Origin of the sequence: Enterobacter asburiae (genome assembly GCF_001521715.1) — a bacterium.
Classification (GTDB): Bacteria; Pseudomonadota; Gammaproteobacteria; order Enterobacterales; family Enterobacteriaceae; genus Enterobacter; species Enterobacter asburiae.
Window position 1 is genome coordinate 3,917,413 of the sequence record NZ_CP011863.1, and the last position, 25,237, is coordinate 3,942,649.

Annotated in this window: 28 protein-coding genes; 20 read left to right on the forward strand and 8 right to left on the reverse strand. The window is 55.1% G+C overall.

What is annotated here, in order from left to right; genetic code table 11:
* Positions 1-3 precede the first annotated feature (3 nt).
* Positions 4-1,320: a cytosine deaminase gene (locus ACJ69_RS18855; RefSeq protein ID WP_059347525.1), complete on the forward strand. Its 1,317-nt coding sequence runs from the start codon at positions 4-6 to the stop codon at positions 1,318-1,320.
* Positions 1,321-1,323: 3 nt separating this feature from the next.
* Here the strand turns inward: ACJ69_RS18855 and tsgA are convergent, their stop codons facing one another.
* Positions 1,324-2,508 carry an MFS transporter TsgA gene (tsgA, locus tag ACJ69_RS18860; RefSeq protein WP_059347527.1) on the reverse strand — a complete coding sequence of 395 codons (1,185 nt, stop codon included), beginning with the start codon at positions 2,506-2,508 and terminating at the stop codon, positions 1,324-1,326.
* 278 nt (positions 2,509-2,786) lie between these two features.
* On the opposite strand from tsgA, the gene ppiA reads away from it, so the two are divergent.
* The 4 genes from ppiA to argD all read left to right on the forward strand — a co-directional run bounded on the left by ppiA (position 2,787) and on the right by argD (position 5,951).
* Entirely contained in the window at positions 2,787-3,359 is a 573-nt protein-coding gene (gene ppiA, locus ACJ69_RS18865) for a peptidylprolyl isomerase A (RefSeq protein ID WP_023309471.1), read from the forward strand.
* Positions 3,360-3,465: 106 nt separating this feature from the next.
* On the forward strand, positions 3,466-4,050 hold the full coding sequence (locus ACJ69_RS18870) for a putative adenosine monophosphate-protein transferase Fic (RefSeq protein ID WP_054830113.1): 585 nt from the start codon (positions 3,466-3,468) through the stop codon (positions 4,048-4,050).
* Between the two features lie 30 nt (positions 4,051-4,080).
* A complete protein-coding gene (gene pabA, locus ACJ69_RS18875) occupies positions 4,081-4,644 on the forward strand; it encodes an aminodeoxychorismate synthase component 2 (RefSeq protein ID WP_059347529.1) in 564 nt (187 codons plus the stop codon).
* 86 nt (positions 4,645-4,730) lie between these two features.
* A complete protein-coding gene (gene argD / locus ACJ69_RS18880) occupies positions 4,731-5,951 on the forward strand; it encodes a bifunctional acetylornithine/succinyldiaminopimelate transaminase (RefSeq protein WP_181599573.1) in 1,221 nt (406 codons plus the stop codon).
* Here the strand turns inward: argD and ACJ69_RS18885 are convergent.
* Positions 5,948-8,035 (reverse strand): YccS/YhfK family putative transporter, encoded by a 2,088-nt coding sequence (locus ACJ69_RS18885; protein ID WP_032662299.1) that lies wholly within the window; start codon positions 8,033-8,035, stop codon positions 5,948-5,950. The genes argD and ACJ69_RS18885 overlap by 4 nt on opposite strands.
* A 57-nt stretch (positions 8,036-8,092) precedes the next feature.
* On the reverse strand, positions 8,093-8,725 hold the full coding sequence (gene crp / locus ACJ69_RS18890; RefSeq protein WP_000242758.1) for a cAMP-activated global transcriptional regulator CRP: 633 nt from the start codon (positions 8,723-8,725) through the stop codon (positions 8,093-8,095).
* Between the two features lie 311 nt (positions 8,726-9,036).
* Here crp and ACJ69_RS18895 point away from each other — a divergent pair, with 311 nt between their 5' ends.
* A complete protein-coding gene (locus ACJ69_RS18895) occupies positions 9,037-9,441 on the forward strand; it encodes an OsmC family protein (protein ID WP_008503018.1) in 405 nt (134 codons plus the stop codon).
* A gap of 66 nt (positions 9,442-9,507) precedes the next feature.
* Here ACJ69_RS18895 and ACJ69_RS18900 read toward each other — a convergent pair whose 3' ends face one another.
* From ACJ69_RS18900 to ACJ69_RS18915, 4 genes are all read right to left on the reverse strand, one after another.
* Positions 9,508-10,377: a phosphoribulokinase gene (locus tag ACJ69_RS18900; protein ID WP_047646845.1), complete on the reverse strand. Its 870-nt coding sequence runs from the start codon at positions 10,375-10,377 to the stop codon at positions 9,508-9,510.
* Positions 10,378-10,407: 30 nt separating this feature from the next.
* Positions 10,408-10,626, reverse strand: a complete 219-nt coding sequence (locus ACJ69_RS18905) for a YheU family protein (protein WP_008503016.1) — start codon at positions 10,624-10,626, stop codon at positions 10,408-10,410.
* The gene (locus ACJ69_RS18910; RefSeq protein WP_029741379.1) at positions 10,623-11,645 is read right to left on the reverse strand and encodes a hydrolase; all 1,023 of its coding nucleotides are present in this window, start codon (positions 11,643-11,645) and stop codon (positions 10,623-10,625) included. Before ACJ69_RS18910 ends, ACJ69_RS18905 begins: the two co-directional genes overlap by 4 nt.
* A gap of 112 nt (positions 11,646-11,757) precedes the next feature.
* Positions 11,758-13,662: an ABC transporter ATP-binding protein gene (locus ACJ69_RS18915; protein WP_029741378.1), complete on the reverse strand. Its 1,905-nt coding sequence runs from the start codon at positions 13,660-13,662 to the stop codon at positions 11,758-11,760.
* 138 nt (positions 13,663-13,800) lie between these two features.
* Between ACJ69_RS18915 and kefG the strand changes: the two genes are divergently transcribed.
* The 4 genes from kefG to slyD all read left to right on the forward strand — a co-directional run bounded on the left by kefG (position 13,801) and on the right by slyD (position 17,056).
* Entirely contained in the window at positions 13,801-14,352 is a 552-nt protein-coding gene (gene kefG / locus ACJ69_RS18920; RefSeq protein WP_014885493.1) for a glutathione-regulated potassium-efflux system ancillary protein KefG, read from the forward strand.
* Positions 14,352-16,157 (forward strand): glutathione-regulated potassium-efflux system protein KefB, encoded by a 1,806-nt coding sequence (gene kefB, locus ACJ69_RS18925; protein ID WP_059347533.1) that lies wholly within the window; start codon positions 14,352-14,354, stop codon positions 16,155-16,157. Before kefG ends, kefB begins: the two co-directional genes overlap by 1 nt.
* Before the next feature lie 13 nt (positions 16,158-16,170).
* The gene (locus ACJ69_RS18930) at positions 16,171-16,371 is read left to right on the forward strand and encodes a YheV family putative zinc ribbon protein (protein ID WP_010436300.1); all 201 of its coding nucleotides are present in this window, start codon (positions 16,171-16,173) and stop codon (positions 16,369-16,371) included.
* A gap of 94 nt (positions 16,372-16,465) precedes the next feature.
* The gene (gene slyD, locus ACJ69_RS18935; protein ID WP_014833521.1) at positions 16,466-17,056 is read left to right on the forward strand and encodes a peptidylprolyl isomerase; all 591 of its coding nucleotides are present in this window, start codon (positions 16,466-16,468) and stop codon (positions 17,054-17,056) included.
* A gap of 51 nt (positions 17,057-17,107) precedes the next feature.
* Here the strand turns inward: slyD and ACJ69_RS18940 are convergent, their stop codons facing one another.
* Positions 17,108-17,326: a protein SlyX gene (locus ACJ69_RS18940; RefSeq protein WP_029741375.1), complete on the reverse strand. Its 219-nt coding sequence runs from the start codon at positions 17,324-17,326 to the stop codon at positions 17,108-17,110.
* A 238-nt stretch (positions 17,327-17,564) separates the two neighbouring features.
* On the opposite strand from ACJ69_RS18940, the gene fkpA reads away from it, so the two are divergent.
* The 10 genes from fkpA to bfd all read left to right on the forward strand — a co-directional run bounded on the left by fkpA (position 17,565) and on the right by bfd (position 25,217).
* Positions 17,565-18,383 (forward strand): FKBP-type peptidyl-prolyl cis-trans isomerase, encoded by an 819-nt coding sequence (gene fkpA, locus ACJ69_RS18945; RefSeq protein WP_023309460.1) that lies wholly within the window; start codon positions 17,565-17,567, stop codon positions 18,381-18,383.
* Between the two features lie 166 nt (positions 18,384-18,549).
* A complete protein-coding gene (locus ACJ69_RS18950) occupies positions 18,550-19,272 on the forward strand; it encodes a helix-turn-helix transcriptional regulator (RefSeq protein ID WP_014171909.1) in 723 nt (240 codons plus the stop codon).
* Positions 19,272-19,658 carry a sulfurtransferase complex subunit TusD gene (tusD, locus tag ACJ69_RS18955; RefSeq protein WP_059347535.1) on the forward strand — a complete coding sequence of 129 codons (387 nt, stop codon included), beginning with the start codon at positions 19,272-19,274 and terminating at the stop codon, positions 19,656-19,658. The genes ACJ69_RS18950 and tusD overlap by 1 nt, the downstream gene beginning before the upstream one ends.
* Positions 19,658-20,017 carry a sulfurtransferase complex subunit TusC gene (gene tusC / locus ACJ69_RS18960; RefSeq protein ID WP_047646851.1) on the forward strand — a complete coding sequence of 120 codons (360 nt, stop codon included), beginning with the start codon at positions 19,658-19,660 and terminating at the stop codon, positions 20,015-20,017. The genes tusD and tusC overlap by 1 nt, the downstream gene beginning before the upstream one ends.
* A 7-nt stretch (positions 20,018-20,024) precedes the next feature.
* Positions 20,025-20,312, forward strand: a complete 288-nt coding sequence (gene tusB, locus ACJ69_RS18965; protein ID WP_054830114.1) for a sulfurtransferase complex subunit TusB — start codon at positions 20,025-20,027, stop codon at positions 20,310-20,312.
* 124 nt (positions 20,313-20,436) lie between these two features.
* A complete protein-coding gene (gene rpsL, locus ACJ69_RS18970; protein WP_000246815.1) occupies positions 20,437-20,811 on the forward strand; it encodes a 30S ribosomal protein S12 in 375 nt (124 codons plus the stop codon).
* 96 nt (positions 20,812-20,907) lie between these two features.
* Positions 20,908-21,378, forward strand: coding sequence for a 30S ribosomal protein S7 (gene rpsG / locus ACJ69_RS18975; RefSeq protein WP_004106370.1), 471 nt, complete (start codon positions 20,908-20,910; stop codon positions 21,376-21,378).
* Between the two features lie 96 nt (positions 21,379-21,474).
* Positions 21,475-23,589, forward strand: a complete 2,115-nt coding sequence (gene fusA / locus ACJ69_RS18980; RefSeq protein ID WP_029741372.1) for an elongation factor G — start codon at positions 21,475-21,477, stop codon at positions 23,587-23,589.
* Positions 23,590-23,658: 69 nt separating this feature from the next.
* Positions 23,659-24,843 carry an elongation factor Tu gene (tuf, locus tag ACJ69_RS18985; RefSeq protein ID WP_023309456.1) on the forward strand — a complete coding sequence of 395 codons (1,185 nt, stop codon included), beginning with the start codon at positions 23,659-23,661 and terminating at the stop codon, positions 24,841-24,843.
* Between the two features lie 179 nt (positions 24,844-25,022).
* The gene (gene bfd / locus ACJ69_RS18990) at positions 25,023-25,217 is read left to right on the forward strand and encodes a bacterioferritin-associated ferredoxin (protein ID WP_008503493.1); all 195 of its coding nucleotides are present in this window, start codon (positions 25,023-25,025) and stop codon (positions 25,215-25,217) included.
* Positions 25,218-25,237: the final 20 nt, after the last annotated feature.

The window sequence follows — 25,237 nt, forward strand, 5'->3', positions numbered from 1 at the left end:
GGTATGTCTACAACACCGTTATGGCTTGTTCAGAATGTTCGTTTACCGGGTCGGGAAGGGCTGTGGCAGCTTGCCATTGAGAACGGGCGATTTGGTGACATCACCCCGATGGACGATACTCACGCCGAAAGTTATGAAGTATTGAACGCGCGCGGCGGGCTTGCGATCCCGCCGTTCATTGAGCCGCATATCCATCTTGATACGACACAGACCGCGGGTGAGCCGAACTGGAACCAGTCCGGCACGCTGTTCGAAGGCATTGAGCGCTGGGCGGAGCGCAAGGCGTTGCTCAGCCATGAGGATGTCAAAGCGCGCGCCTGGAAAACGCTGAAGTGGCAAATTGCCAACGGCATCCAGTTTGTCCGCACCCATGTGGATGTCTCCGACCCGACGCTTACCGCCCTTAAGGCGATGCTGGAGGTGAAGCAGGAGGTTGCCCCGTGGTTGACGCTGCAAATCGTCGCGTTCCCGCAGGAAGGTATTCTCTCTTACCCGAACGGCGCGGCGCTGCTGGAAGAGGCGTTAAGGCTTGGGGCCGACGTGGTGGGGGCGATCCCGCACTTCGAGTTCACCCGCGAGTATGGCGTACAGTCGCTGCACATCGCTTTTGAACTGGCGAAGAAGTATGACCGTCCGCTGGATATCCACTGCGATGAAATCGACGACGAGCAGTCGCGGTTTGTCGAGACGGTGGCAGCGCTGGCATATGAGGCCGGCATCGGCCCGCGCGTGACGGCCAGCCACACCACCGCCATGCACTCCTACAACGGCGCATACACCTCGCGGCTGTTCCGCCTGCTGAAGATGTCGGGGATTAACTTCGTCGCTAACCCGCTGGTCAATATTCATCTGCAGGGGCGCTTTGATGACTATCCGAAGCGCCGCGGCATCACGCGCGTGAAAGAACTCCAGGAAGCGGGCATTAATGTCTGCTTCGGCCATGACGACGTCTTCGACCCGTGGTACCCGCTCGGCACCGGCAACATGCTGCAGGTGCTGCATATGGGGCTGCACGTCTGCCAGATGATGGGCTATCCGCAAATCGACAGCGGCCTGAATCTCATCACCCATAACAGCGCCCGGACCTTCGGCCTGAGCGATTACGGTATTAAGACAGGTAACCCGGCGAACCTGATTATTCTGCCTGCTGAGAGCGGGTTTGAAGCTGTGCGCTGTCAGGTGCCGGTGCGCTGGTCGATTCGTCAGGGACGGGTGATCGCCACGACGCAGCTGGCGCAGACGTGGATCCAGACGGATGTCGGGGGAGAAGAGGTAAGCTTTGCCAGAAACAGCCCCTCTGCAGAGCGCAAAGGGGCGTAAGGGTTAGTGAGACGATGCTGCCGCGTTGTGCTGGCGGTGGCGGGTCACGAAGCCCAGGATGAAGCACATGATGAACACCACGGCATACAGACCGTTAGCGGTGTGCAGCGCTGCCAGCGGGCCGCTGTGGGCCACGATCGGGCCAGTGACTACGAAGGTCAGCATGGTGCCGATGGTGCCGCAGGTCAGGACGAAGTTAACCAGCTTCGGCGAGGCCACTTTGGTCTGCAGCGAACCCAGGGTGATGATCGAGGTATAAATGGCGCTGGAGAAGAAGCCCAGGGTCAGAATGAACCACGGCATATGTTCCGGTGAACCGTTGATGAACAGGTACATCAGTACGGTCGCCATACCTGCCAGCACGGTCAGAATGCGCTGCAGGTCGAAGAAGCGCAGGATGAAGCTAAACGCCCACATGCCGAACATGTAAGACATCCAGAAATCGCTCACCAGTTGACCCGCATCGTTCAGGCTCATGCCCAGACCTTTGGCGTATTCCGGTACCCAGGAGATAAAGCCCAGCTGGCCCAGGATGTAGCACAGGGCGGCAACGGAGAGGAACAGCACGCCGATGCCCCATTTTTCTTTCGCAACGGGCTCGGTGGTGGTTTGCGCTTTCTTGCCCAGCACCGGGAACTCGCAGCCGAAGGTCAGAATAAAGATCGCCACGTAGACCAGACCAATGCAGGCATAGACCCAGTACCACTCGATGCTGCGCGCCAGCAGAACGGCCGCGACCATCGGGAAAATCATACCGGCCATGCTGAAGAAGGAGTCGGTAAACAGCAGGCGCGCGCCGCGCTGGCGGCCTTCATACATGTGGGTAATCAGGAACGTACCGATCGACATGGTGATCCCGCTGACCAGACCCAGCACGAACATCGCGGCGGAGAACAGCGCGATGCTGTGGCTCAGCATCAGGCCCGCCACGGCGGCGACCATCAGCACAAAGCCAAAACGCAGCTGGGTTTTCAGCGGGACGATTTCCATCAGCCAGGCGTTCAGGAAGATAGAGATCAGAATCCCTGCGTTGAGGAAGGTGAAGGTATTACTCATGCTGGAAACGGGCAGCTGGAAGTAGTCTGCGATATTTCCCATCACCATCCCGGTGACGATCACCAACGCGCCGGTCAGGGCGTAGGAGAAGAAGCTGATCCATGTGAGCTTGATGCGATTGCTGTTAGTCATGTCTGGCCTGTTCAGAAAAGGAAAAGCGCCCAGGGGGCGCTGAGAGCGGGCAGATTTTAGACATTAAAGTGATCCATTCATATCTTTTAAGAGAAATTAGAAGTTAATTGCATGGTTTTGTGTGATCGTGATCACATAAAAAGGTGCGAAAGCCAACCGTTTGCGCGGTTACAACTGTTTCAATTTCGTAAAATTAGGTAAAAGGCTGGTCTCCGTTCATACTGCTCTTTAGAATCAAGCCATTCGCTTTTTATACTGCGCTTTGTTAAGGAATTCTCATGCTCAAATCAACACTGGCGGCTGTTGCAGCTGTGTTTGCTCTTTCTGCCGTTTCCCCTGCTGCGCTGGCAGCCAAAGGGGACCCTCACGTTCTGCTGACCACCTCCGCCGGGAACATTGAGCTAGAACTGAATAGCCAGAAAGCTCCGGTTTCCGTGAAAAACTTCCTCGACTACGTGAACAGTGGTTTCTATAACAACACCACCTTCCACCGCGTGATCCCGGGCTTTATGGTGCAGGGCGGCGGCTTCAACGAGCAGATGCAGCAGAAACAGCCTAACCCGCCAATCAAAAACGAAGCGGACAATGGCCTGCTGAACAAACGCGGCACCATCTCCATGGCGCGTACCGCAGACAAAGATAGCGCGACCAGCCAGTTCTTCCTGAACGTGGCGGATAACGCCTTCCTCGACCACGGTCAGCGCGACTTCGGCTATGCCGTTTTCGGTAAAATCGTGAAAGGGATGGACGTGGCCGACAAGATTTCTCAGGTGCCTACTCACGACGTCGGTCCGTATCAGAATGTGCCGTCAAAACCGGTGGTTATCCTCTCCGCGAAAGTTCTGCCGTAATTCTTCTGAACGCGGGCTTCTCCTGCCCGCGTTCTGTAACCCTCCCTGCGAAAGCGCGTTTTGCTGCTTATACTTGTGGCAAACGGACTATTCAGGGAGGCGTTAAGTGAAAAAGCTCACCGACAAGCAAAAATCCCGTCTCTGGGAACAGCAGCGTAACGTCAATTTACAGGCCAGTTGTCTCCTTGAAAAAGGTAATGGTCCCTCAGAACCCCATATTGAGACGCTGGAGCTTGGGCCTTCCGCGCCCGGGTTGCCCCATCTATGCCTTATTCATCGTCATTTGTACCGCAGCGAGATGAAGCGGGCAGGCGAGCTCCGCACTGAAGATATTTTTAAGGGTGACATTCCTTTCTGCCATTTCGAATACATCGAGAAGATGGGCAACGAGCTGATGGCGGCGCTGGAAGGCGAAAAGTATCTTGTGGGTCTTGATAAAGCGGCGTTTGTTGACCGGGTTAGCCACTATTACTGCGAAATCAACATGCTGCATCCGTTTATGCGCGGCAACGGTATTGCCCAACGCGTTTTCTTCGAGCAGCTGGCGCTCCACGCGGGTTACTCGCTGGACTGGCGCGATATCGATCCCGACCAGTGGGTGGCGGCTAACCGAAGCGGCGCAACGGGAGATTTAACCGCGCTAAACGCTATCTTTGCCAAAGTAGTGAGCGAAGCGCGGGAATCTGAGTAGAATAGGGCGGCATTTTTTTCGGGAGCCGCCATGATTCTGCTGATAGATAACTACGATTCCTTCACCTGGAACCTTTACCAGTATTTTTGTGAACTGGGTGCAGAGGTGGTTGTCCGCCGTAACGACGAGATCGGACTGGACGATATCGGGATGCTGGCTCCGCAGAAAATCGTGATTTCTCCGGGGCCGTGTACGCCGTCGGAATCGGGTATTTCTCTGGATGTTATCCAGCACTATGCCGGCAAGCTGCCGATCTTGGGCGTCTGCCTGGGCCATCAGGCGATTGCCCAGGCGTTTGGTGCTACCATCGTGCGCGCCGCCAAAGTGATGCACGGAAAAACCTCTCCGGTCACACACGCCGGCACCGGGGTATTCACGGGGCTCAATAACCCGTTAACCGTGACGCGCTACCATTCCCTGGTCATTGACCCGCCGACGCTGCCCGACTGCTTTGAGGTGACCGCCTGGAGCGATACGCAGGAGATCATGGGGATTCGTCACCGCGAATGGGACCTCGAAGGCGTGCAGTTCCACCCGGAAAGCATCCTCAGCGAGCAGGGGCACGCGCTGCTGGCGAATTTCCTCAATCGCTGAATATCTGTTGCCTTGTTATGATTTTTTATGCATATTTTGTGATTATATTTTCACAATCACTGTGACATAAAATGGATGGTCATGACATGGCAACTGAACAACCAGCAATTACCCGCGCGACATTTGATGAAGTGATCCTGCCGATTTATGCACCGGCTGAGTTTATCCCGGTGAAGGGAAAGGGCAGCCGCGTCTGGGATCAGCAGGGGAAAGAGTATGTGGATTTCGCGGGCGGTATTGCGGTCACGGCGCTGGGTCATTGCCATCCCGTGCTGGTGGAGGCGCTGAAAACCCAGGGCGAAACCCTGTGGCACACCAGCAACGTGTTCACCAACGAACCGGCGCTGCGCCTGGGCCGCAAGATCATTGATGCGACCTTTGCCGAGCGCGTGCTGTTTATGAACTCCGGCACCGAAGCCAACGAAACCGCTTTTAAGCTGGCGCGCTACTACGCGACAACGCGCCATAGCCCGTACAAAACCAAAATCATCGCCTTCCACAATGCCTTCCACGGACGCTCCTTCTTTACCGTTTCCGTTGGCGGCCAGCCGAAGTATTCCGACGGGTTTGGCCCGAAGCCGGCCGACATCGTCCACGTGCCGTTTAACGATCTGCATGCCGTGAAAGCGGTGATGGACGACCACACCTGCGCCGTTGTTGTCGAGCCGATTCAGGGTGAAGGCGGCGTGACCGCGGCAACCCCGGAATTCCTGAAAGGACTGCGCGCGCTGTGCGACGAACATCAGGCGCTGCTGGTCTTTGATGAAGTACAGTGCGGGATGGGGCGTACCGGCGATCTGTTCGCGTATATGCACTACGGCGTGACGCCGGATATTCTGACCAGCGCTAAAGCGCTCGGCGGTGGTTTCCCGGTGAGTGCGGTACTGACGACGCAGGAGATCGCCTCCGCTTTCCACGTCGGCTCTCACGGCTCTACCTACGGCGGCAACCCGCTGGCGAGCGCCGTGGCGGGCGCCGCATTCGACATTATCAACACGCCGGAGGTGTTGAACGCCGTGAGCGCGAAGCGCGAGCTGTTCGTAAAATACCTGCAAAAGATTGATGAGCAGTACGACGTGTTCAGCGAAATCCGCGGGATGGGGCTGTTGATTGGCGCCGAGCTGAAGCCGCAGTACAAGGGCCGCGCGCGCGACTTCCTGCACGCTGCGGCGCACGAAGGGGTTATGGTACTCAATGCCGGACCGGACGTGATGCGCTTTGCGCCGTCGCTGGTGGTGGAAGACAGGGATATTGAGGACGGGTTAACCCGCTTTGCCGCGGCGGTCGCGAAGATCGTTAAAGGTTAATACTCGGTTCGCTTTAACCGGCGCGTTAACCAAATCCCGTGATGCGGGCGCTGACGCCATGCCACCGACGAAATGGTGTGCATGGTGTTCAGATGCCCGAGAACGCGCTGCAAATGCTGCTCCAGCGTGCTCATTGGCCCGTGGGTTAACGTCTCCGGTGCTTCCAGAATGTTTGAATCTCCCGACTCGCCCGGCGCGTCATACTCCAGACGCTGCTGACACCTCTGCAACGCAATTTCACATGACTGCAAATAGCGCTGCGCCAGATCCGGCGTCAGCATCGTGTGCTCGCGCGCCAGCGTGGTCATGGCGTTAATGTGCTCGACGATAAACTGGCTGTGCGTCACCCAGAGCTTCATGTCTGCCAGATAGTGCGAGTTAAAGCCCGGCTCCTGCATCGCCTGGTTGAGCGAGTTAAACAGGGCGTTGTGCGCCTGGTTGACCTTCATTCGCTGATAGGCCAGCGGCGAGGGCTGCGGGTCGTCGCTCAGGATCAGGCGAATAGCCTGCTGGTCGGCTTCCAGCGCGTCGTGGGCGTTCTGGCGCAGCAGTCCGCTTTGCCACTGCGGCCACAGCCAGACCATGCCGCCAAAGGCAATCAGACAGCCGATTAGGGTATCAATCAGCCTGGCGACAATAAACTGTTCGCCATTGAGCGTGAGCAGCTGCAGGGTATATACCGCCGTCACCGTAAAGCCCACCATCGCCCAGCCGTAATTTTTGCGGATAATCAGGTAGCTCACCAGCGTAACCGCCAGCATGCCTGCCAGGGTATAGCCTTCCGGCACGTGGAAGTGCAGCGTCACGCCCGCGATGATCAGCCCGGCCATCGTTCCGCCAGCCCGATGCAGAATACGCACCCGCGTGGCGCCGTAGCCGTTCTGGGTGACAAACAGCACGGTCATTAAGATCCAGTAGGGTTTCGGCAGGTGCAGCGCCATACCCATCAGGCTGGCGGTACTGAGCATCACGCTAATCCTTGCGGCGTTGCGCAGGGCGGACGATTTAAGAGAAAGATAGCTTTTGAGCGCGGGCAATAGCGGAAGCCGTTTCTGCTTATCCGCCATCAGGTCGCGGGGATAAAGCGGGCGCTGCGTGCGCAACACGCGGGCGATACGGCTGAAGTGCCAGGCGGCAAACTGGCCGACGGGGTTATCCGGATGCTGACGGGCGATTTTCTCCAGCGCGCCCAGCTGCTTATCCATGTTAAAGCGCGTCGGGTAGCGGTGATAGAGAATATCATCGGCCAGCACCCGCAGGCGTGCGGACACGGTCTGCGCGTTCCAGCGGATCACCGCTTCGGCGTGGCTGCGCTCGACCAGCTTTTGCACCTCCTGCGGGTGGTGAAGGCTAACGGAGATATGCTCCTGCAGATCCAGCCCGACCTGGAAGGTGCGCAGCAGCCGCTTGTATTCGTGGTTCTTGTTGGCGGCGAGCATATGCAGCTGCTGATAGCACTGGCTTATGAGATCCACCACCTTCTGCTGGCGCGTCAGCAGCGGCGGTAAGGATTTTTCCGGATCGGTATGCTGGGTGAGCAGGGTGTATTTGGCCTCGCAGTAATCCGCAAGCTGCACATAGAGCAGGCTCAGGGATTCACGCAGCGGCTGTTCGCGCCACAGCCAGAACCAAAACCAGTTAAACAGCCCGTACCATAATGTCCCCAGGGCGTAAATCAGCAGTGGCTCCCACACCGGCATATTCCCTGCAAGGCTCAGCGTGAAAATGGCCGCAATCAGCGAGGCGGGAAGCAGGCGGGCGTGCAGCGAACTGATTTCCGCCGTGACGCCGAGGGTCATCGCCAGCACGGTCAGGATCAGCGGCAGCGGGATATCCCGGGCAAGCAGAAGTTGTACGGCGAGGCTACAGCCGGCAAACAGGCAGCCACCGATAATCAGGCGTTTGAAAAAGCGCTTATGCGGCGTGTCCAGACCGGCGATGTTGCAGCAGGCGGGCACGAGGGAAAACAGCAGGCCTTGCTGAAGATGTCCGAGGATCAGGCCTATGGCCACAGGAAGACACAACACCAGCGTTTGTCGCAGTGCGTAGTTAACTTCCGGGTGATAGATCAGCCTGCGCCACATGGGGAGTAGAGACAAAAACGGCGTGACACCTTGCGATGGCACGCCGTTTAAGCGGAATTAACGCGTTCCGTAAACCACGATGGTTTTACCGTGGGCGGAGATCAGGTTTTGATCTTCCAGCATTTTCAGGATACGGCCCACTGTTTCACGGGAGCAACCGACGATCTGACCAATTTCCTGACGGGTAATTTTAATTTGCATGCCGTCCGGGTGGGTCATGGCGTCTGGCTGTTTCGCCAGGTTCAACAGGGTTTGTGCGATACGGCCGGTAACGTCCAGGAAGGCGAGGTTACCCACTTTCTCTGACGTAACCTGCAGACGGCGCGCCATTTGGGAAGAAAGACGCATCAGGATGTCAGGGTTAACCTGAATCAGCTGACGGAACTTCTTGTAAGAAATTTCAGCCACTTCACATGCTGTCTTTGCACGAACCCAGGCGCTACGTTCCTGGCCCTCTTCAAACAGGCCCAGTTCACCGATGAAATCGCCCTGGTTCAGATAAGAAAGGATCATCTCTTTCCCTTCTTCATCTTTGATCAGCACTGCCACCGAGCCTTTAACGATGTAATACAACGTTTCCGCTTTTTCACCCTGGTGAATCAGCGTGCTCTTTGATGGGTACTTATGAATGTGGCAATGAGACAAGAACCATTCGAGAGTCGGGTCTGTTTGCGGTTTGCCAAGCACCATGCGCTGTTATCCTCTGTTATAAGCTGTCACCAGAGTCATCAGATGCATCCGGACTCTGGGGTTGCAATCGAATTCTTACCCATACCCTGGGAAGTCGGCTACCGTAACGTTTCGCAGCCAGTAAAGTTTGATGTCCTCTGCATACACGTGTAACGTCAATGTATTACTGTAGCATCCTGAGTGTTTTAGCATAGCTTTCGCCGCGTGTCTCCTGGTGTCTCGCTTCAGCATGATGCAGGTCGCCTTCCATTGCGAGAAATGTAACGCACGCGTAATCTGTCACCAAAAATGCAACGTTGGAGTTTAAGAATATGCAAGCGCGCGTGAAATGGGTTGAAGGTTTAACGTTCCTGGGCGAGTCCGCGTCAGGACACCAGATTTTGATGGACGGTAACTCCGGCGATAAAGCACCCAGCCCAATGGAAATGGTGCTGATGGCGGCAGGCGGATGCAGCGCAATTGATGTGGTATCGATTCTGCAAAAAGGACGTCATGACGTGACGGATTGTGAAGTCAAACTCACGTCAGAACGTCGCGAAGAGGCGCCACGCCTGTTCACCCATATTAACCTGCACTTTGTGGTCACCGGTAAAGAGCTGAAAGACGCGGCGGTCTCGCGTGCGGTTGACCTGTCTGCGGAGAAGTACTGCTCGGTGGCGTTAATGCTGGAGAAAGCGGTAAAAATCACGCATTCGTATGAAGTGATCGAGGCGTGATTGATGGGGCATCGTGCGTGTTGATGCCCTCACCCTAACCCTCTCCCACTGGGAGAGGGAACATGCTCACGCGATCTGTTTCCCTTCCATCAGTCGCTCCACCAACGGCGTCATGATGAGCTCCATCGCCAGCCCCATTTTTCCGCCCGGCACCACTAACGTATTCATGTGCGAAATAAAAGAGCCCTGCAGCATGGCCAGCAGCCAGGGGTAATCAATGCCGTCGAGATTGCGGAAATGGATCACTACAAAGCTTTCATCCAGCGACGGGATGCTTTTGGCCGCGAACGGGTTGGAGGTGTCCACCGTCGGCACGCGCTGGAAGTTGATATGGGTGCGGGAGAACTGCGGCGTCAGAAAGTTAATGTAATCCTCCATGGAGCGCACCACGGAGTCCATCACCGCCTCTCGCGAATGGCCGCGCTCGCTCATGTCACGCGTCAGCTTCTGGATCCACTCCAGGTTAACGATAGGGACCACGCCGACCAGCAGATCCACGTGGCGCGCCACGTCGTGTTGAGGGGTGACCACGCCACCGTGAAGTCCTTCGTAAAACAGGACGTCGGTGGGTTCCGGCAGCGGCTGCCACGGGGTAAAGGTTCCCGGCACCTGATTCCAGGGGACGGCTTCATCATAGGTGTGCAGATACTTGCGGGACTGCCCTTTGCCGCTCTTACCGTACTCTATAAAGGTTTGTTCCAGCAGGCCAAAGTCATTGGCTTCCGGGCCGAAGTAGCTGATGTGTTTACCCGAATCGCGCGCCTTACGAATGGCCATGTCCATCTCCGGACGCGTGTAGCGGTGAAAGCTGTCGCCTTCGACCTCCGCCGCACGGAGATTCAGCTGGGCGAAAATCTTGCGAAATGCGAGGCTGGTGGTGGTGGTTCCCGCACCACTCGACCCCGTAACGGCAATAACCGGATGTCTGGCAGACATAGCAACTCCCTGACTGAAAAGGGTGGAAGATCAGCCGTGAAACGCGTTGCGGGGCATGATATTGACCGTCTCATGCAGTTCTGACCACACCAGCACCACGTCGCCGCTTTTCAGCTGGCGCTTAACATCGTTGACCTTTTGCTCAAGCGAGCGTTCCTGTTCACCATAATCGGTGCCTTCGCGTAATACAAAGCTTTCAATCAGATTATCGAGCGTTTCGGGAGCCAGATCCTGCCAGGGAATAATCATTTTGCACCGTCCAGATAAGGGGTCAGCCAGTCAGGAATACGCGCCTCAAGCCACATTTTCGGGCGGCGCAGCGTGCCGCCGATAAACCCGACGTGGCCGCCGTGCTCGGTCAACTGATAGTGAACGTTGTCGGGCAGGAACTCCTGAGCGGGGATCGAGTGATGATCCATAAACGGGTCATCTTTGGCATGAATAATCAGCGTCGGCTGCGTGATCTTGCTTAGCAGCGGCATGGCGCTGCACTGACGATAATAGTCAATCGCATCGGCGAAGCCGTGGATTTTCGCGGTGATCAGATCGTCGAACTCGCGAATACGGCGCACCTTTTTCAGCTGGCGCAGGCTTACCGGCAGGGTATCCGGGTAGGCCTTCAGTTTACGCGCCGCATTGGCCTTCAGCAGGTTGAGCAGGTAGCGCTGATAGACGCGGGAAAAGCCTTTATCCATGTGGTAGCTGCACTGCTCGAGCATAAACGGCGCGGAGACAATGACGGCGGCATCCAGCGGGACGCTTTCACCCTCTTTGGCCAGCAGACAGGCCAGCATATTGCCGCCCAATGAGTAGCCCACCGCGGCGGTTGGCACGGTGCCAAAGTTGTCCCGCAGCCAGTGTAAAAACCACGTGCCGTCTTCGGTTTCACCCGAGTGATAAATGCGTTTCTGACGATTCGGTTCACCGCTGCAGCCGCGAAAATGCATCACCACGCCGAGCCAGCCGCGTGCTTTTGCCGCTTCAATTAGCCCATGCGCATACGGGCTGTGCAGGCTGCCTTCCAGACCGTGAAAGACCACCAGACGCGGTTTATGGCGAGCCTGTTCAGGCGCTTCGCTCCAGGCGAGATCCAGAAAGTCACCGTCTGGCAGGTCAAGCCGTTGCCAGTGCGGGGTGAACTGAACCTTGCGGCGGATCAGTCGCGGCAGCATGGTCTGCAAATGGGGATTCGCCACGCCGCGCATAGGCACGAACTCAGTGCTGTCTTCGGCCGCAATGTCGAAGTCTGATGGTATGATTTGGGTCATAAGCGCGATGCTGATTCTTGTCGGAAATTTACGATACTTTCCGAATTGTACCCCGTTTAAGCTGGATTTCCGAACCCGGTACGGATTCTGTTCTTCAAATGGGGTAAATAGGTCAGTCAGCCTGCAGCATTGCTTCCAGCTGTTCCTGCGCGTCGAGCCACGCCATCTCGCACTCTTCGAGACTGGATTTGGTCTTCGCCTGGGTTTGCAGGCAGTCGGTCAGCTCAGCCTTGCGGCTCTGGTCATACAGGCCGCTATCGCCAAGCTTCTCTTCAACAACAGCAAGCGTGGCGTTGAGTTTTTCCATCTCTTTTTCGAGACGGGTAATCTCTTTACGCAGGGGCTGCGTCTGGGTGCGAAGCTCCGCTTCACGACGCTTCTGGTCTTTACGCGCCTGCGCGCTGTTGGCGTTGTCTTTTGCTGACTCTTCCGGCTGGTTTTCCTGCTTCTGCACGTCCGTCAGCCACTGCTGGTAGTCTTCCAGATCGCCGTCGAACGGTTCAACTTTGCCGCCGTGCACTAAATACAGATCGTCCGTGGTGGAGCGGATCAGGTGACGGTCGTGCGAGACGACAACCAGCGCGCCTTCAAACTCAATCAGCGCTTCGGTCAGCGCCTGGCGCATGTCGAGATCCAGGTGGTTGGTCGGTTCATCAAGCAGCAGCAGGTTCGGGCGCTGCCAGACGATCAGCGCCAGCACCAGACGGGCCTTTTCGCCGCCGGAGAAGCGCTCGGTGTTTTCAGTCACCTTATCGCCCTGGAAGCCGAAGCCGCCGAGATAGTCGCGCAGCTTCTGCTCCATCTCCTGCGGCGCCAGACGCGCGAGATGCTGAATCGGTGATTCATCCGCGCGTAAAAATTCCAGCTGATGCTGGGCGAAGTAACCCAGCTTGATGCCCTTCGCCAGGCCGATTTCACCGCTGACCGGGTTAAGCTCGCCCGCCAGCAGTTTGATCAGCGTCGATTTACCGGCGCCGTTACGCCCCAGCAGGCCAATACGCGAACCCGGCACCAGGTTGAGCTTGATGGAATCGAGAATAATGCGGTCGGCATAGCCCGCGCTGACCTTCTCCATCTTCAGCAGCGGGTTAGGCAGGCTCTCCGGCTCGCGGAAGCTGAAGTGGAACGGGTTATCCACGTGCGCCGGGGCGATCATCTCCATGCGTTCCAGCATCTTGATGCGGCTCTGGGCCTGCTTCGCTTTTGAGGCCTTGGCCTTAAAGCGATCCACGAAGCTCTGCAGGTGCGCCACGCGCTGCTGCTGGCTTTCGTACATGGACTGCTGCTGGGCGAGACGCGTCGCGCGCTGGCGCTCGAAGGAGCTGTAGTTGCCGGTGTACTCGAACATCGTTTGCTGTTCGATATGAATGATTTTATCCACCACCGGGTCAAGGAAGTCGCGGTCGTGGGAGATCAGAATCAGAGTGCCCTGATAGCTCTTGAGCCACTTCTCCAGCCAAATAACCGCATCGAGATCGAGGTGGTTGGTCGGTTCGTCAAGCAACAGCAGGTCAGAGCGGCAGATCAGCGCCTGCGCCAGGTTAAGACGCATACGCCAGCCGCCGGAGAAGTCGCTGACCGGGCGTTCCAGCTGTTCGTTGCTGAAGCCCAGGCCGTGTAGCAGGCTGGAGGCGCGGGAGCGAATGGTCCACGCGTCGATGGCATCCAGCTTGCCGTGAACGGTGGCGATGGCGTGACCGTCGTTGCGCTCGTTAGCAGAATGAAGTTCCGCCTCGAGCTTACGGTATTCACGGTCGCCGTCGATAACATAGTCGAGCGCCGGTTCGCTCAGCGCCGGCGTCTCCTGGTTTACCCAGGCGAGCTGCCAGTTCCCCGGGAAGGTAAAGTTACCGCCATCCGCGCTAATCTCGTTTTTCAGCAGCGCCAGCAGGGTGGATTTACCGCAGCCGTTTTTGCCGACCAGGCCCACTTTTTGGCCTGGGTTGATGGTAGCAGTGGCGTTATCCAGCAGGACGCGCACGCCGCGACGAATTTGTAACGAGGAGAAAACAATCATAGAAGCGCCGTATGTTCCGACTATGTTAATTTGTCATTATGATAATGTAAGGTGTGGGCCATTTTCCGCACCGGGCCGCCATGGTAGCCCAAAACAGCGACGATACACAAAAACAGAAACAAGACCGGGAGGGGAATGATGTCTCAGACAGCAAAAGTGCTGCTGCTGTATGCCCATCCGGAATCTCAGGACTCGGTGGCAAACCGGGTGCTGCTTAAGCCGGCCACACAGCTCAGCAACGTGACGGTGCACGATCTCTACGCGCACTATCCTGATTTCTTTATTGATATCCCTTACGAGCAGGAGCTGCTGCGTCAGCATGACGTGATTGTGTTCCAGCATCCGCTTTATACCTATAGCTGTCCGGCGCTGCTCAAAGAGTGGCTGGACCGCGTGCTGAGCCGGGGCTTCTCCAGCGGGGTGGGGGGGAACCAGCTTGCGGGAAAGTACTGGCGTAGTGTGATTACGACCGGTGAACCCGAAAGCGCTTACCGCCACGACGGGCTGAATCGTTATCCGATGAGCGATATCCTCAGGCCATTCGAACTGACGGCGGCCATGTGCCGTATGCACTGGATGAGCCCGATTATTGTCTACTGGGCGCGGCGTCAGGATCCGAAAGAGCTGGCAAGCCACGCCAGAGCCTACGGTGAATGGCTGGCGTCACCGATTCCGGCAGGAGGTCGTTAATGGAAGGATCGAATTTGCTCCTCGCCGGGGTGCTGTTTTTATTTGCGGCCGTCGTTGCGGTGCCGCTTGCGGCACGGATTGGTATCGGTGCGGTGTTGGGTTATCTGCTGGCGGGGATCGCGATTGGCCCCTGGGGACTGGGATTCATCAGCGATGTAGATGAGATCCTCCATTTCTCCGAGCTGGGCGTGGTGTTCCTGATGTTCATCATCGGCCTGGAGCTGAATCCTTCGAAATTGTGGCAACTCCGACGCTCCATATTTGGCGTGGGCGCCGCGCAGGTGTTGTTCAGCGCCGCGATCCTGGGCGGCCTGCTAATGCTGACCAACTTTTCATGGCAGGCGGCGGTGATTGGCGGGATAGGCCTTGCGATGTCGTCGACGGCGATGGCGCTGCAGCTGATGCGCGATAAGGGGATGAATCGCAACGAAGCCGGTCAGCTGGGCTTTTCGGTGCTGCTGTTCCAGGATTTGGCGGTGATCCCGGCGCTGGCGCTGGTGCCGCTGCTGGCGGGGTCCGGGGACGATCACTTCGACTGGGCTAAAATCGCCATGAAGGTGCTGGCCTTCGCGGGCATGCTGATTGGCGGTCGTTTCCTGCTACGTCCCGTGTTCCGCTTTATAGCCGCGTCTGGCGTTCGCGAGGTGTTTACCGCCGCGACGCTGCTGCTGGTGCTGGGATCGGCGTTGTTTATGGACGCGCTGGGGCTGTCGATGGCGCTCGGGACCTTTATTGCCGGGGTGCTGCTGGCGGAGAGCGAGTATCGCCACGAGCTGGAAATTGCCATCGATCCCTTCAAAGGGCTGCTGCTAGGTCTGTTCTTTATTTCGGTGGGGATGGCGCTCAACCTTGGCGTGCTCTATACCCATCTGCTGTGGGTGATCGTGAGCGTCGCCATCCTGGTGGCGGTGAAGATGCTGGTGCTGTACGTCATGTCACGTATCTACGGGCTGCGCAGTTCGGAACGCATGCAGTTTGCCAGCGTGTTAAGCCAGGGAGGCGAGTTCGCGTTTGTGCTGTTTTCGACCGCCTCCTCCCAGAAGCTGTTTAAAGACGATCAAATGGCGCTTTTGCTGGTGACGGTCACGCTGTCTATGATGACCACGCCGCTGCTGATGAAGCTGGTGGATAAACTGCTGTCGCGCCGCCTGAATCCAGCTGACGATGAAGACGAAGCGCCGTGGGTGGAAGACGACAAGCCGCAGGTGATTGTGGTGGGCTTTGGCCGTTTCGGACAGGTTATCGGGCGATTGCTGATGGCGAACAAAATGCGCATTACGGTACTGGAGCGGGATATCAGCGCGGTCAACCTGATGCGTAAATATGGCTATAAGGTTTACTACGGCGACGCGACCCAGCTCGAGCTGCTGCGCTCGGCGGGGGCCGAAGCGGCAGAGTCCATTGTGATTACCTGTAACGATCCGGAAGACACGATGAAGCTGGTGGATCTGTGCCAGCAGCATTTCCCGCATCTGCATATTCTGGCGCGTGCGCGGGGACGTGTTGAAGCTCACGAATTGTTGCAGGCGGGTGTGAAACACTTCTCCCGTGAGACGTTCTCCAGTGCGCTGGAGCTGGGCCGTAAGGCGCTGATCTCGCTCGGCATGCATCCGCATCAGGCGCAGCGCGCCCAAATGCACTTCCGCCGGCTGGATATGCGGATGTTGCGCGAGCTGATGCCGGTACATACCGATACGGCGCAGATCTCCCGCGTGCGGGAAGCGCGTCGCGAGCTGGAGGAGATCTTCCAGCGAGAGATGCAACAGGAACGACGCCAGCTCGATGGCTGGGATGAATTTGAATAAAGGGTAACGAAAGATGGCTGTACGTAAACGCTTTATTGCGGGTGCAAAATGCCCGACCTGCCAGGCGCAAGATACCCTGGCGATGTGGCGGGAAAATAATATTGATGTTGTTGAGTGTGTTAAGTGCGGTCACCAGATGCGTGAGGCCGATAAAGAGGCCCGCGATCACGTTCGCAAAGAAGAGCAAGTTATCGGGATTTTTCATCCGGACTAGCGATATGCCCTGAGTTTTTTTAAGCTAAAGGGTACACGGGTGCAGATTTCCGCTACAATCTGCGCCAGCAATTTTCCCACGCTCAGGAGATATCATGAAAGTAGCAAAAGACCTGGTGGTCAGCCTGGCCTATCAGGTACGTACAGAAGACGGTGTGTTGGTTGATGAGTCTCCGGTGAGTGCGCCGCTTGACTACCTGCATGGTCACGGTTCCCTGATTTCTGGCCTGGAAAACGCGCTGGAAGGTCATGAAGTTGGCGACAAATTTGACGTTGCTGTAGGCGCGAACGACGCTTACGGTCAGTATGACGACAACCTGGTTCAGCGCGTTCCTAAAGACGTGTTCATGGGCGTTGACGAACTGCAGGTTGGCATGCGCTTCCTGGCTGAAACTGACCAGGGTCCGGTTCCTGTTGAAATCACCGAAGTGGAAGATGACCACGTCGTGGTTGACGGTAACCACATGCTGGCTGGCCAGAACCTGAAGTTCAACGTAGAAGTTGTTGCGATCCGTGAAGCGACCGAAGAAGAGCTGGCTCATGGCCACGTTCACGGTGCGCACGGTCACGACCATGACCACGATCACGGCCACGACGGCTGCTGCGGTGGTCACGGCCACGATCACGACCATGGTCACGACCACGGTAAAGGTGGTTGCGGTAACGGCGGCTGCGGCTGCCACTAATTCCGTCATGCGGAAAATAAAAAAGCGGGATAATCCCGCTTTTTTTACGCCTCAATAATGAGGTGGTGGCGTCTCTTCTGACTGAGAGGCGATGTGCGATGACTGCGTTGCCTTCACTTTTTCAGTGAGCAGGCGCATCAGATCGCGCAGCTTTGCCATTTCGAGCTCATGTGCGGTCACGGTCTGGTTTAGCTCTTCGATGGTGATGTCCTGAAAAGCCAGGCGGCTTTCCAGCTCAGCCATTCTCGCTTCTACTGCTGTATCCTTCATCATTCACCTCGTTTATTTCAGATTCGCCATAATGGCCCTGCGGCGGCGCAGTTTAACTGAGTTTATCCTTAAGTACAGTTCGCATCTCCTTGGCAGGAAACTTATTTAAACAAAAATAGTCTGAAAAGTGGCGAGAATTGGAAGTGTCTGTCTGTAGATTTCTTCCGCAACGTTTTATAGTACGTAACTCATTTACGTTTAACGCTGGGGTGAGAGTCCCCAGGCCCTGGAGATATGGATGAAATCACTGTTTAAAGTAACGCTGCTGGCGACCACGATGGCTGTTGCGCTGAACGCGCCGCTGTCATTCGCTGCTGATACTGCTGCGAAGCCTGCTGCTACTGCAGACAGCAAAGCGGCGTTCAAAAATGACGACCAGAAATCCGCCTATGCACTGGGCGCATCTCTGGGTCGTTACATGGAAAACTCTCTGAAAGAACAAGAGAAACTGGGCATCAAACTTGATAAAGCTCAGCTGATCGCGGGCGTTCAGGACGCATTTGCAGATAAGAGCAAGCTGTCTGACCAGGAAATTGAACAGACTCTGCAGGCGTTCGAAGCGCGCGTGAAGGGTGCCGCGCAGACCAAGATGGACGCGGACGCTAAAGACAACGAAGCGAAAGGCAAAGCCTACCGCGATACCTTTGCCAAAGAGAAGGGTGTGAAAACCTCTTCTACCGGCCTGGTATACAAAGTTGAGAAAGAAGGCACCGGCGATGCGCCTAAAGACAGCGACACCGTTGTTGTGAACTACAAAGGTACGCTGATCGACGGTAAAGAGTTCGACAACTCTTACACCCGCGGTGAGCCGCTCTCCTTCCGTCTGGACGGCGTTATCCCGGGCTGGACTGAAGGCCTGAAAAACATCAAGAAAGGCGGCAAGATCAAGATGGTTATCCCACCGGATCTGGCCTATGGCAAAACCGGCGTTCCGGGTATCCCTGCCAACTCTACGCTGGTCTTTGACGTAGAGCTGCTGGATATTAAACCGGCACCGAAAGCGGATGCCAAGGCAGACGCACCGGCTGACGATAAAGCCGCTGCTGCTAAGAAGTAATGTTGAAAAAAACCGCCGCCTTTCAGGCGGCGGTTTTTTTATTGTGGGGCAGATATAATTAACACTGGAAAGCGCTACGCACGCTGTATTAATTTAGTTGTCCGTGTAGATAATGAGCCTGCCCTGAAAACCTAACGACAGGCTCCTGAAAAGGAGTGTTTTTTTCATGTCCAGGTCGCTTTTAACCAACGAAACCAGTGAACTTGATTTGCTGGATCAACGTCCTTTCGATCAGACCGACTTCGATATTCTGAAATCCTACGAAGCGGTAGTGGACGGGTTAGCGATGCTCATTGGCTCCCACTGCGAAATCGTATTGCACTCCCTGCAAGATCTAAAGTGTTCCGCCATCCGCATTGCGAATGGTGAGCATACTGGCCGTAAAATTGGTTCGCCAATTACCGACCTTGCATTGCGTATGCTGCATGACATGACCGGCGCGGACAGCAGCGTCTCCAAATGCTATTTCACCCGCGCCAAAAGCGGCGTGCTGATGAAATCAGAAACCATCGCGATTCGAAACCGCGAGCATCGTGTTATTGGGCTGCTGTGCATCAACATGAACCTTGATGTGCCATTCTCGCAAATCATGAGCACCTTTATTCCACCTGAAACGCCGGACGTTGGCTCCTCAGTTAACTTTGCCTCCTCTGTTGAAGATCTGGTGACGCAGACGCTTGAGTTTACGATTGAAGAGGTGAATGCCGATCGCAACGTCTCAAACAACGCCAAGAATCGTCAGATCGTGCTCAATCTTTATGAAAAAGGGATTTTTGATATTAAAGACGCCATCAACCAGGTGGCCGATCGTCTGAACATCTCCAAGCACACGGTCTACCTCTATATTCGCCAGTTCAAAAGCGGCGATTTCCAGGGACAAGACAAGTAATGCGTTTTGCATTAATGGTGACAGGCCCGGCGTACGGCACTCAGCAGGCCAGCTGCGCGCTGCAGTTTGCGCATGCGCTACTGGCGGCCGGACATGAGCTGGCGAGCGTCTTCTTCTATCGGGAAGGGGTGTATAACGCGAATCAGTTTACGTCACCGGCGAGCGATGAGTTCGATCTGGTGCGCGCCTGGCAGGCATTAAACGAAACGCAGGGCGTAGAACTGCACATCTGCGTGGCGGCGGCACTGCGCCGCGGGGTGACCGATGCAACCGAAGCCGCACGTCTTGGTTTATCGGGTTCTAACCTGCAGCCCGGCTTTTCGTTGAGTGGTCTGGGGGCACTGGCACAGGCGGCATTAACCTGCGACAGAGTGGTGCAATTCTGATGAAGCGCGTGGCATTTGTTTTTACCTCTGCGCCGCACGGCAATGCGTCCGGCAGAGAAGGGCTGGATGCGCTGCTCGCGACCTCAGCATTGACCGAAGATATCGGTGTCTTCTTTTTGGGCGACGGCGTATTTCAGCTTCTGGCGGGGCAACAGCCTCAGGCCATTCTGGCGCGTGATTACATCGCGACGTTCAAAGTGTTACCGCTTTACGATATCGAAACCTTCTATGTCTGTGCCGACTCCCTGGCTGCGCGCGGCCTAAACGAGGCAACGCCTTTCGTGCTGGATGTGACAGTCCTGTCTTCTGCTGCATTGCGCGAACACCTTTCTCACTACGACACCGTTCTGACTTTCTGAGGCTGACATGCTCCATACTCTGAGCCATTCACCATGGCAATGTGATACCGACGCGTTACTGAGTATGCTGCGCGAAGGTGATGATCTGCTGCTGATTCAGGATGGCGTGCTTGCCGCACTGGAAGGCAGTCGTTTCGTTGAAATCCTCACGAATGCCCCCATAACAGTCTCTGCGCTGAAGGACGATCTGGATGCGCGGGGTCTTTCTGGTCAAATTTCAGCCAAAATTGACGTGGTTGGCTATACTGATTTCGTCAATCTTACTGTGACGCACGCCAGTCAAATGAACTGGTGATTTGAGATCGCTGTATATTTCTTGACACCTTTTCGACGTAGCCCTAAAATTTCGCGTCCTCATATTGTATGAGGTCGTTTTATTACGTGTTTACGAAGCAAAAGCTAAAACCAGGAGCTATTTAATGGCAACAGTTAACCAGCTGGTACGCAAACCACGCGCACGCAAAGTTGCAAAGAGCAACGTGCCTGCGCTGGAAGCCTGCCCGCAGAAACGTGGTGTATGTACTCGTGTATATACCACCACTCCTAAAAAACCAAACTCCGCACTGCGTAAAGTATGCCGTGTGCGTTTGACTAACGGTTTCGAAGTGACTTCCTACATCGGTGGTGAAGGTCACAACCTGCAGGAGCACTCCGTGATCCTGATCCGTGGCGGTCGTGTTAAAGACCTTCCGGGTGTTCGTTACCACACCGTTCGTGGTGCGCTCGACTGCTCAGGTGTTAAAGACCGTAAGCAGGCTCGCTCCAAGTACGGCGTGAAGCGTCCTAAGGCTTAATGGTTCTCCGTTAAGTAAGGCCAAACTGATTTATCTTAATGTCAAACTAAACTCTTTGAGTTTTGGACAATCCTGAATTAACAACGGAGTATTCCCATGCCACGTCGTCGCGTCATTGGTCAGCGTAAAATCCTTCCAGATCCGAAATTCGGATCAGAACTGCTGGCAAAATTTGTAAATATCCTGATGGTAGATGGTAAAAAATCTACTGCAGAAGCAATCGTATACAGCGCGCTTGAGACCCTGGCTCAGCGTTCTGGTAAAAATGAACTGGAAGCTTTCGAAGTCGCTCTCGACAACGTTCGCCCAACCGTAGAAGTTAAGTCCCGCCGCGTTGGTGGTTCTACTTATCAGGTTCCAGTTGAAGTTCGTCCGGTTCGTCGTAATGCTCTGGCAATGCGTTGGATCGTTGAAGCTGCTCGTAAACGCGGTGATAAATCCATGGCTCTGCGTCTGGCGAACGAACTTTCTGATGCTGCAGACAACAAAGGTACTGCAGTTAAGAAACGTGAAGACGTTCACCGTATGGCAGAAGCCAACAAGGCGTTCGCACACTACCGTTGGTAATCCCTTCGGAGTATTAGTCACCAGGCGGGCGCTTCAGAGAAGCCGCCCGCTCTGGGTAACTTAACTGAACGCCTAAAGATATAAACGAGGAATCAAATGGCTCGTACAACACCCATCGCACGCTACCGTAACATCGGTATCAGTGCGCACATCGACGCCGGTAAAACCACTACTACCGAACGTATTCTGTTCTACACCGGTGTAAACCATAAAATCGGTGAAGTTCATGACGGCGCAGCCACCATGGACTGGATGGAACAGGAGCAGGAGCGTGGTATCACTATCACCTCCGCAGCGACTACTGCATTCTGGTCAGGTATGGCTAAGCAGTACGAACCGCATCGCGTAAACATCATCGACACCCCAGGGCACGTTGACTTCACCATCGAAGTAGAACGTTCCATGCGTGTTCTTGACGGCGCGGTAATGGTTTATTGCGCAGTTGGTGGTGTTCAGCCACAGTCTGAGACCGTATGGCGTCAGGCGAACAAATATAAAGTTCCACGCATCGCGTTCGTTAACAAAATGGACCGTATGGGTGCTAACTTCCTGAAAGTTGTTGGTCAGATCAAATCCCGTCTGGGCGCGAACCCTGTTCCGCTGCAGCTGGCAATTGGTGCTGAAGAAGGCTTCACCGGCGTTATCGACCTGGTGAAAATGAAAGCCATCAACTGGAACGATGCAGACCAGGGCGTTACCTTCGAATACGAAGATATCCCGGCTGAAATGCAGGACCTGGCTGACGAATGGCACCAGAACCTGATCGAATCCGCTGCTGAAGCTTCTGAAGAGCTGATGGAGAAATACCTGGGTGGTGAAGAACTGACTGAAGAAGAGATCAAAAAAGCTCTGCGTCAGCGCGTTCTGAACAACGAAATCATCCTGGTAACCTGTGGTTCTGCGTTCAAGAACAAAGGTGTTCAGGCGATGCTGGATGCGGTAGTTGATTACCTGCCATCCCCGGTTGACGTTCCTGCGATCAACGGCATCCTGGACGACGGTAAAGATACTCCGGCTGAGCGTCACGCAAGCGACGAAGAGCCATTCTCTGCACTGGCGTTCAAAATTGCTACCGACCCATTCGTGGGTAACCTGACCTTCTTCCGCGTTTACTCTGGCGTGGTTAACTCCGGTGACACCATCCTGAACTCCGTGAAAGCGGCGCGTGAACGTTTTGGCCGTATCGTACAGATGCACGCTAACAAACGTGAAGAGATCAAAGAAGTTCGTGCGGGCGACATCGCTGCAGCTATCGGTCTGAAAGACGTGACCACTGGTGACACCCTGTGTGACCCGGATCACCCGATCATTCTGGAGCGTATGGAATTCCCTGAGCCGGTAATCTCCATCGCAGTTGAACCAAAAACCAAAGCTGACCAGGAAAAAATGGGTCTGGCTCTGGGCCGTCTGGCGAAAGAAGACCCATCATTCCGCGTATGGACTGATGAAGAATCTAACCAGACCATCATCGCTGGTATGGGTGAACTGCACCTGGACATCATCGTTGACCGTATGAAGCGTGAATTCAACGTTGAAGCGAACGTGGGTAAACCTCAGGTTGCTTACCGCGAAGCGATTCGTGCGAAAGTTACCGATGTTGAAGGTAAACACGCTAAGCAGTCTGGTGGTCGCGGTCAGTACGGTCACGTTGTGATCGACATGTACCCACTGGAGCCGGGCTCTAACCCGAAAGGTTACGAGTTCATCAACGACATCAAAGGTGGTGTAATTCCTGGCGAATACATCCCAGCCGTTGATAAAGGCATTCAGGAACAGCTGAAAGCGGGCCCTCTGGCTGGCTATCCGGTTGTTGACATGGGTGTTCGTCTGCACTTCGGTTCTTACCACGACGTTGACTCCTCTGAACTGGCGTTTAAACTGGCTGCGTCTATTGCCTTTAAAGAAGGCTTTAAGAAAGCAAAACCAGTTCTGCTTGAGCCAATCATGAAGGTTGAAGTAGAAACTCCTGAAGAGAACACCGGTGACGTTATCGGTGACTTGAGCCGTCGTCGCGGTATGCTGCGTGGTCAGGAATCCGAAGTGACTGGCGTTAAGATCCACGCTGAAGTTCCGCTGTCTGAAATGTTCGGATATGCAACTCAGCTGCGTTCTCTGACCAAAGGTCGTGCATCATACACCATGGAATTCCTGAAGTATGATGATGCGCCTAACAACGTTGCTCAGGCCGTTATTGAAGCCCGTGGTAAGTAATCCACAGGATTAAAACCTAAGTCCCGTGCTCTCTCCACAGGGGAGAGCACTATAGTAAGGAATATAGCCGTGTCTAAAGAAAAATTTGAACGTACAAAACCGCACGTCAACGTTGGTACTATCGGCCACGTTGACCATGGTAAAACTACCCTGACTGCTGCAATCACTACCGTTCTGGCTAAAACCTACGGTGGTTCTGCTCGTGCATTCGACCAGATCGATAACGCACCAGAAGAAAAAGCTCGTGGTATCACCATCAACACTTCCCACGTTGAATATGACACCCCGACTCGCCACTACGCACACGTAGACTGCCCAGGCCACGCCGACTATGTTAAAAACATGATCACCGGTGCTGCGCAGATGGACGGCGCGATCCTGGTTGTTGCTGCGACTGACGGCCCAATGCCTCAGACTCGTGAGCACATCCTGCTGGGTCGTCAGGTAGGCGTTCCTTTCATCATCGTGTTCCTGAACAAATGCGACATGGTTGATGACGAAGAGCTGCTGGAACTGGTAGAGATGGAAGTTCGTGAACTGCTGTCTCAGTACGATTTCCCGGGCGACGATACTCCAATCGTTCGTGGTTCTGCTCTGAAAGCGCTGGAAGGCGACGCAGAGTGGGAAGCGAAAATCATCGAACTGGCTGGCTTCCTGGATTCTTACATCCCAGAACCAGAGCGTGCGATTGACAAGCCATTCCTGCTGCCAATCGAAGACGTATTCTCCATCTCCGGTCGTGGTACCGTTGTTACCGGTCGTGTAGAGCGCGGTATCATCAAAGTTGGCGAAGAAGTTGAAATCGTTGGTATCAAAGAGACTGCGAAGTCTACCTGTACTGGCGTTGAAATGTTCCGCAAACTGCTGGACGAAGGCCGTGCTGGTGAGAACGTTGGTGTTCTGCTGCGTGGTATCAAACGTGAAGAAATCGAACGTGGTCAGGTTCTGGCGAAGCCAGGCTCAATCAAGCCACACACCAAGTTCGAATCTGAAGTGTACATCCTGTCCAAAGACGAAGGCGGCCGTCATACTCCGTTCTTCAAAGGCTACCGTCCACAGTTCTACTTCCGTACAACTGACGTGACCGGTACCATCGAACTGCCAGAAGGCGTTGAGATGGTAATGCCAGGCGACAACATCAAGATGGTTGTGACTCTGATCCACCCAATCGCGATGGACGACGGTCTGCGTTTCGCAATCCGTGAAGGCGGCCGTACCGTTGGCGCGGGCGTTGTTGCTAAAGTTCTGGGCTAATTAATTATCCCTGAATAAAAAAAGGACGCTTCGGCGTCCTTTTTTGTTTTCTGCCGTTCAGGCACTGTCACAAAATTTCGCATTTTTTGCCTGCTCCCGCCCCGTATTGTGGCGCTTGTGCTATTGTAATCATAACCATTCTCACTTACACTTTGCGCATAATTTGAACGGGAGTCTCTATGTACGTTTGTTTATGTAATGGTGTAAGCGACAAGAAAATACGTCAGGCCGTTCGTCAGTTTCAGCCTCAGTCATTTCAGCAGCTACGCAAATTTGTTCCGGTGGGAAATCAATGCGGTAAATGTGTACGTGCTGCGCGAGAGATCATGCAGGACGAATTGATGCAGATCCCGGAATACAAAGAGATCGCGTAAGCGCCCATCTTTTTTTTGAC